Annotated in this window: 8 protein-coding genes and 1 riboswitch; of the genes, 6 read left to right on the plus strand and 2 right to left on the minus strand. The window is 63.8% G+C overall.

The features are described from left to right. The first annotated feature begins 4 nt into the window (after window positions 1-4). From cydB to KLP42_RS20740, 5 genes are all read left to right on the plus strand, one after another. Complete coding sequence (cydB, locus tag KLP42_RS20720) at window positions 5-1168, plus strand: cytochrome d ubiquinol oxidase subunit II (protein ID WP_215568913.1); 1164 nt, start codon at window positions 5-7, stop codon at window positions 1166-1168. 26 nt (window positions 1169-1194) lie between these two features. Further along, the gene (gene cydX / locus KLP42_RS20725; protein ID WP_143126912.1) at window positions 1195-1311 is read left to right on the plus strand and encodes a cytochrome bd-I oxidase subunit CydX; all 117 of its coding nucleotides are present in this window, start codon (window positions 1195-1197) and stop codon (window positions 1309-1311) included. 160 nt (window positions 1312-1471) lie between these two features. Then, window positions 1472-1621: riboswitch (FMN riboswitch) on the plus strand. Between the two features lie 129 nt (window positions 1622-1750). After that, the gene (gene ribB, locus KLP42_RS20730) at window positions 1751-2395 is read left to right on the plus strand and encodes a 3,4-dihydroxy-2-butanone-4-phosphate synthase (protein ID WP_215568915.1); all 645 of its coding nucleotides are present in this window, start codon (window positions 1751-1753) and stop codon (window positions 2393-2395) included. Window positions 2396-2603: 208 nt separating this feature from the next. Next, window positions 2604-2900 (plus strand): type II toxin-antitoxin system RelE/ParE family toxin, encoded by a 297-nt coding sequence (locus KLP42_RS20735; protein WP_215568917.1) that lies wholly within the window; start codon window positions 2604-2606, stop codon window positions 2898-2900. Between the two features lie 2 nt (window positions 2901-2902). Further along, window positions 2903-3205, plus strand: a complete 303-nt coding sequence (locus KLP42_RS20740) for an addiction module antidote protein (protein WP_215568919.1) — start codon at window positions 2903-2905, stop codon at window positions 3203-3205. A 20-nt stretch (window positions 3206-3225) separates the two neighbouring features. Here KLP42_RS20740 and KLP42_RS20745 read toward each other — a convergent pair whose 3' ends face one another. Further along, the gene (locus KLP42_RS20745) at window positions 3226-4155 is read right to left on the minus strand and encodes a LysR substrate-binding domain-containing protein (protein WP_215568921.1); all 930 of its coding nucleotides are present in this window, start codon (window positions 4153-4155) and stop codon (window positions 3226-3228) included. A gap of 181 nt (window positions 4156-4336) precedes the next feature. Between KLP42_RS20745 and katG the strand changes: the two genes are divergently transcribed. Continuing rightward, the gene (katG, locus tag KLP42_RS20750) at window positions 4337-6556 is read left to right on the plus strand and encodes a catalase/peroxidase HPI (RefSeq protein WP_215568923.1); all 2220 of its coding nucleotides are present in this window, start codon (window positions 4337-4339) and stop codon (window positions 6554-6556) included. 241 nt (window positions 6557-6797) lie between these two features. Here the strand turns inward: katG and KLP42_RS20755 are convergent. Then, a partial coding sequence (locus tag KLP42_RS20755; RefSeq protein ID WP_215568925.1) for a transposase occupies window positions 6798-7012 on the minus strand: 215 nt, incomplete at its 5' end.

Consider the following 7012-nt stretch of genomic DNA (forward strand, 5'->3'; position numbering starts at 1 on the left):
GACCATGATCCTGCACGAACTTCTAAGCTATGAACTGCTGCGCGTCATCTGGTGGCTGCTGCTCGGCGTGCTGCTGATCGGCTTTGCCGTCACCGACGGCTTCGACATGGGCGTCGGGGCGCTGATCCCCTTCGTCGGCAAGAGCGACGTGGAACGCCGCATCGCCATCAACACCGTCGGTCCCGTCTGGGAAGGCAACCAGGTGTGGTTCATCCTCGGCGGCGGCGCCATCTTCGCCGCCTGGCCGCCGCTCTATGCGGTCAGCTTCTCGGGCTTCTACCTCGCCATGTTCGTGGTGCTCGCCTCGTTCATCGTGCGCCCCGTCGCCTTCAAGTATCGCTCCAAGCGCGACGATGCCACCTGGCGCAATGCCTGGGACTGGGCGCTGTTTGCGAGCGGCGCGGTGCCGGCCCTTCTGTTCGGCGTTGCCGTCGGCAATGTCATCCAGGGCGTGCCCTTCCACTTCACGGCGGATCTGCACAGCATCTATGAAGGCGCCTGGTACACCAAGTTCTTCGGCCTGCTGAACCCCTTTGCGCTGCTCTGCGGCGTCGTCTCGCTGACCATGCTGATCATGCACGGCGCCGTGTGGCTGACCGTGAAGGCCGAAGGTGCGGTGCAGGCCCGCGCCCGCGCCATCGGCTCGGTTGCCGCCCTCGTCGCCGTCATCGCCTATGCGCTGGCCGGCGTCTGGCTGGCCTATGGCATCGAAGGCTTCCGCATCGCCGGCAGCTATGTGACCGACGGCCCGTCGAACCCGCTCTACTTCCAGGTAGAGCGCACGGCAAGCTGGCTGACCGCCTATGCCGACCGCCCGTGGATCGCCATTGCGCCGGCACTCGGGATCGGCTGCGGCCTGCTGACCTTCCTCGGCCTGCGCGCCGGGCGCGAGGTCTCGACGCTGATCCTCTCGAAGCTGTCGGTCCTCGGCGTCATCTCGTCGGTGGGGCTGACGATGTTCCCCTTCATCATGCCCTCCTCCAGCGATCCGAAATCGTCGCTGACGGTGTGGAACAGCTCGTCCTCGCACCTCACCCTGTTCATCATGCTGGTCTGCACGGTCATCTTCATGCCGATCATCCTTGCCTATACCACCTGGGTCTACAAGGTGCTCTGGGGCAAGGTGACCGAACGCGACGTGACCGAACACAGCCATTCGGTCTACTGACCGACGCTTCCCAGAAGGAGACTGCCATGTGGTATTTTGCCTGGATCCTCGGCCTTCCGCTCGCCGCCATCTTCGCCGTGATGAACGCGATGTGGCTGGAAATGAAGGAAGACGAAAAGACCATCGCCGACAATCAGCGCTGAGCAAGCGCGCCGGTTTCATCCCCCCGAAGGCCCGCCCGCGCGGGCCTTTTTCCGTTCTACCCGCCGGAAGCCTCTGCGCATCTGCGAGATGGCAACAGTGCGTTTGCGAAAAGGGATCGCAAAATCGCTTGCATTTTGCCGGATCCTCTTCCTATCTTACGGATGTTCTCAGGGCGGGGTGCAATTCCCCACCGGCGGTATCGGGCTTTTGCCCGGAGCCCGCGAGCGCCCGACCGGGAAACCGGCCGGGGTCAGCAGATCCGGTGAGAGGCCGGAGCCGACGGTATAGTCCGGATGGAAGAGAGCAGCAGGAGACACCCTTGTCGCAACGAGGGGGTGATCTCATGCCTGTTCGCCCAAGGGCAGTTTACGGTGCAGCGCTTGTGCTGCGCATGAACATGGCCGGTTTTCCGGCCAGAACCCTTGAAAGGCAAAGTGCATGCAGTTTTCCACGATAGAAACGGCGATCGCAGCGATCGGACGGGGCGAGATGATCGTCGTCGTCGACGATCACGACCGCGAAAACGAGGGCGACATCATCGTGGCGGCCGATTCGGTGACGCCGCAGCAGATCGCCTTCATGATGAAGGAAGCCCGCGGCCTGATCTGCATCGCCATGGAAGGCGAGCGGCTGGACGCGCTCGACCTGCCGCTGATGGTTCCCGACAATACCGAACTGCACAAGACGGCCTTCACCGTCTCCGTCGACTACCTGCCCGGCACGACGACCGGCATTTCCGCCGCAGACCGGGCGGCAACCGTGCAGGCGCTCGTGAGCCCGGCCTCCCGGCCGCAGGATTTCGCCCGTCCCGGCCACATGTTCCCGCTGCGCGCCAAGCAGGGCGGCGTTCGCGCCCGCCCCGGCCACACGGAAGCCGCCGTCGATCTCGCCCGGCTCGCCGGTCGCTATCCGGCCGGCGTGATCTGCGAGGTCGCCAAGGACGACGGCACCATGGCCCGCCTGCCCGATCTCATGCAGTTCTGTGAAACCCACAAGCTGCCGCTGATCGCCATTGAGGACCTGATCGCCTATCTCGACGCCCGCGACGCCAAGGCCAAGGTCCGCGCTTTCGAAGCGGCCTGAGGCCATTCCGACAGGGCGACAGCTTTGTGAAAATGCCTTCGGCCCGCGCTGGCCGGAGGCATTTTTGTATCCGGCCGGGCGCCATTGATCGGCAGCGCCTGATGGTGCAACCTGTGCAATTGTCCGGCAGGCGTCGCACACGTCCGTTACAGTCCCGCCTGCGCTGTGGTCGCGAATGTTCAGTTGTCCTCCATAGAGAACATGCTGTATGCTGATTGCCGTCAAGACCGATGAATTCAGCCTATGGCTCAAGGGCCTCAGCGATGTTCGCGCACGCTCACGCATTGCCATTCGGATCGACCGTCTCATCGCCGGAAACCCCGGTGATGTCGAGCCGGTGGGCGAAGGTGTGAGCGAGATGCGGATCAATTACGGCCCGGGCTATCGTGTCTATTACATGCGGCGCGGCGCCATGCTCGTCATCCTCCTGTGTGGCGGAGACAAAAGCACGCAGAAAAAGGATATCGCGCTGGCAAAGCGGCTTGCGCGTGACTGGAAGGAATGAGCATGCCTGCAAAGACGACCGCTTACGACAGCGCCGAATTTCTCGACAGTGACGAGGCCATCGAGGAATATATGATCGCGGCCTTCGAAACCGAAGATCCGGCCTTCATCGCGCAATGCCTTGGGACTGTTGCCAGAGCGCGCAACATGAGCCAGTTATCCCGCCAGATCGGCATGAGCAGGTCGGCTCTCTACAAGGCCCTGAGCGGCGAAGGCAATCCGGAGTTCGGCACGATCATGAAGGTCATGCAGGCGCTCGGCATCAAGCTTCACCCCCGGTTCGAGGATCTTCCGCGCGCCTCCTGAACCGGTGCGACAACGGCACGTCAACCGTTGCCCGGCGCAGGCGTTGAGGGGCGAAGCGCCTCCGCGCAACGCCGTACCACCTCGGCAATCCCGGACAATTGCGGCGCGATCGGGCTCGTCTTGCGCCAGATCATGCCGATGGTGCGGGTGGGTTGCGGGTCCTCGAAGCGGGCGATGGAGACCGGCGCCGAGCGGGTTTCCACCGAAACGGCGATTTCCGGGATCAGCGTGATGCCGATGCCGGCGCCGACCATCTGCACCAGCGTCGTCAGCGAACTGCCATCCAGCAGCTCGCGCGGACGGGCGGCGCCCATGCCGATATTGCAGAAGGACAGCGCCTGCTCGCGGAAACAATGGCCCTCTTCCAGCAGCAGAAGGCGCATTTCGCGCAGCGTCTCGCGGCTCGGCACCGGCTTGCCGGCATCCTCGGCCGGGCGCACCAGAAGAAAGCTTTCCTCGAACAGCGCCACCTCGGTCAGTTGCGGTTCGGAGACCGGCAGGGCGACGATGGCCGTATCCAGCCGCCCGTCCAGCAGTTCCTCGATCAGCTTCGGCGTCACCGTTTCGCGCAGGTGAATGTCGAGCGCGTCATTGTCGCGCGTCAGCCCCGCCACCATGGCCGGCAGCAGGTAGGGCGCGATGGTGGGAATGATGCCGATGCGAAGCCGCCCCACCAGCTGCCGGCGCGAGGCGCGCGCCAGATCGCCCAGTTCATCGACCTGGCGCAGGATCTCGCGCACCCGAACCACGAATTCCTCGCCGAAGCCGGTCAGCCGCACCTGCCGCGAACTGCGCTCCAGAAGCTCCACGCCCAGCATGTCCTCCAGTTCCTTCACCTGCACGGAGAGCGCCGGCTGCGACACCGAGCAGGATTCCGCCGCACGGCCGAAATGACCGTGACGCGCCAGCGCCTCGAAATAGCGCAACTGCCGCAGGGTGGGACTGATCATAACCTTATCCTATCAAACCAATCATCAAATACTAATTACACTAATGGAACCGTTTTGATAGGGTTGTTCAAGATGAAGATCCGCGGACGGGTTTTCCTCACGGGCGGCGCGCCATTCGTACAGGCGTCGTATTTGCGGCCGACCATGGCCGCCTCGGAACAGCAACTCTTGGAGGGTTAAAATGGACGTAACCAAGGCAGCAGGCACGGGCGGCAAATGTCCCGTAGCCCACGGCGCAACCAGCCTCAGCATGCGCGGCAACCGCGACTGGTGGCCGAACCAGCTGAACCTGCGCATCCTGCACCAGAACACGGCGCTTTCCAGCCCGATGGATCCGGCCTTCAGCTATGCCAAGGCCTTCAAGGGGCTCGATCTGGCCGCCGTCAAGCAGGATCTCTACGCCCTGATGACCGAGAGCCAGGACTGGTGGCCGGCCGATTACGGCCATTACGGCCCCTTCTTCATCCGCATGGCCTGGCACAGCGCCGGCACCTATCGCACCGCAGACGGTCGCGGCGGCGCCACTTCCGGCACGCAGCGCTTTGCGCCGCTGAACAGCTGGCCGGACAACGGCAACCTCGACAAGGCCCGCCGCCTGCTCTGGCCGATCAAGCAGAAATACGGCAATGCGCTCTCCTGGGCCGACCTGATGATTCTCGCCGGCAACTGCGCGCTGGAATCCATGGGCTTCAAGACCTTCGGCTTCGGCGGCGGCCGCGCCGACGTATGGGAGCCGGAAGAGGACATCTACTGGGGTTCGGAAAGCGAGTGGCTTGCCACCAGCGACAAGGAAGGCAGCCGCTACACGGGCGACCGCGAACTGGAAAACCCGCTGGCAGCCGTGCAGATGGGCCTCATCTACGTCAACCCGGAAGGCCCGGACGGCAAGCCGGACCCGATCGCATCGGGCCGTGACGTGCGCGAAACCTTCGCCCGCATGGCGATGAACGACGAGGAAACCGTGGCGCTGGTGGCCGGTGGCCATACCTTCGGCAAGATGCACGGCGCGGGCGACGCCGCCCATGTCGGCCCCGAGCCGGAAGCGGCCGGCATTGCCGCGCAGGGCCTCGGCTGGCTCAGCACCCACAAGAGCGGCAAGGGCTCCGACACCATCACCAGCGGCTTGGAAGGCGCCTGGACGCCGAACCCGACCCAGTGGGACATGGGCTATTTCGACGTTCTGTTCGGCTATGAATGGGAACTGGTGAAGAGCCCGGCCGGCGCCTGGCAGTGGCATGCGAAGGATCTGGCCGAGAAGGACCATGCACCGGATGCCGAAAACCCGGCAAAGAAGGTGCCGATCGTCATGAACACCGCCGACATGGCGATGCGCATGGACCCGGCTTACGAGAAGATCTCCCGCCATTTCCACCAGAACCCGGAGGCCTTTGCCGACGCCTTTGCCCGCGCCTGGTTCAAGCTGACCCATCGCGACATGGGGCCGAAGGTTCTCTATCTCGGTCCGGAAGTGCCGCAGGAAGAGCTGATCTGGCAGGATCCGGTGCCGCCGGTCGACCATGTACTGGTGGACGCCGCCGACATTGCCGCGCTGAAGCAGAAGCTGCTCGCCTCCGGCCTCACCGCGCAGGAACTGATCCAGACGGCCTGGGCCTCTGCCTCCACCTTCCGCGGCTCCGACAAGCGCGGCGGCGCCAATGGTGCGCGCATCCGCCTCGCCCCGCAGAACGGCTGGGACGTGAACCAGCCGGAACAGCTCGCCAGGGTGCTGGCGGTTCTGGAAGGCATCAAGGCCGAGTTCGACGCCAGCCAGACGGAGAAGAAGATCTCGCTTGCCGATCTCATCGTGCTCGGCGGTTCGGCTGCGGTTGAAGCGGCCGCCAAGGCTGCCGGCGTTGCGATCGAGGTGCCGTTCGCGCCCGGCCGCACCGATGCCACCGCCGAACAGACGGATGCGGACTCCTTCTCGGTTCTGGAGCCGGTCGCCGATGGCTTCCGCAACTACCAGAAGACGGAGTTCACGATTTCGGCGGAAGAACTGCTGCTCGACCGGGCCCAGCTTCTGACGCTGACCGCGCCGGAAATGACGGTCCTCGTCGGCGGCCTGCGCGTACTCGGCGCCAATTACGGCGGCGCAGCGCATGGTGTCTTCACCGACCGCGTCGGCACGCTGACGAACGACTTCTTCGTCAACCTGGTCGACATGGCCTATAGCTGGAACCCGGTAACGCCGGCGGAAAACCTGTTCGAGATCCGCGACCGCAAGACCGGCGCCGTGAAGTGGACCGCCACCCGCGTCGACCTCGTCTTCGGCTCCAACTCGCAGCTGCGCGCCCTTGCCGAAGTCTATGCCCAGTCCGACAACGCGGAAAAATTCGTCCGCGACTTCGTGGCCGCCTGGGTGAAGGTGATGAACGCCGACCGTTTTGACCTTAAGGCCTGAGGGCCGGTCCTGTCCTGACCAAAGAGCCCCCGGTGCAAGCCGGGGGCGTTTTTGCATGACGCTGCTTAATTCTCATCAGGGTGAAGAACGGAAACCCTTTACGCCGCCCCATGAAAATCTTTCCGGCGAAAATGGAATTCCTCGAAACGCTCTGTCTCTTTGTGTTCACACCATTGCGGACGCGAAACCGTTGCCCGTTTTTGCTGGAATTGCCCTGGCGCCCGGCTAGAGCGTTTCCCTTTCATGCTGGATCGTAACCACATGATGTGAAGAAGTTGCGAGCCTCTTGTGGCTCGACGAGGTCAATCAGTTTCCCGATCCTGTCCCAGAGGCCAGTTACGGTGCGCTCTGCTGCCTTGCGCAGCAGCGCTTTCAGTTTTGAGAATGCCTTCTCTATGGGATTGAAGTCTGGGCTGTAGGGCGGGAGGAACAGCATGCGCGCACCGGCCGCTTCGA

It is taken from the genome of Rhizobium sp. CSW-27 (genome assembly GCF_018760785.1).
In the GTDB taxonomy this organism is placed as follows: Bacteria; Pseudomonadota; Alphaproteobacteria; order Rhizobiales; family Rhizobiaceae; genus Neorhizobium.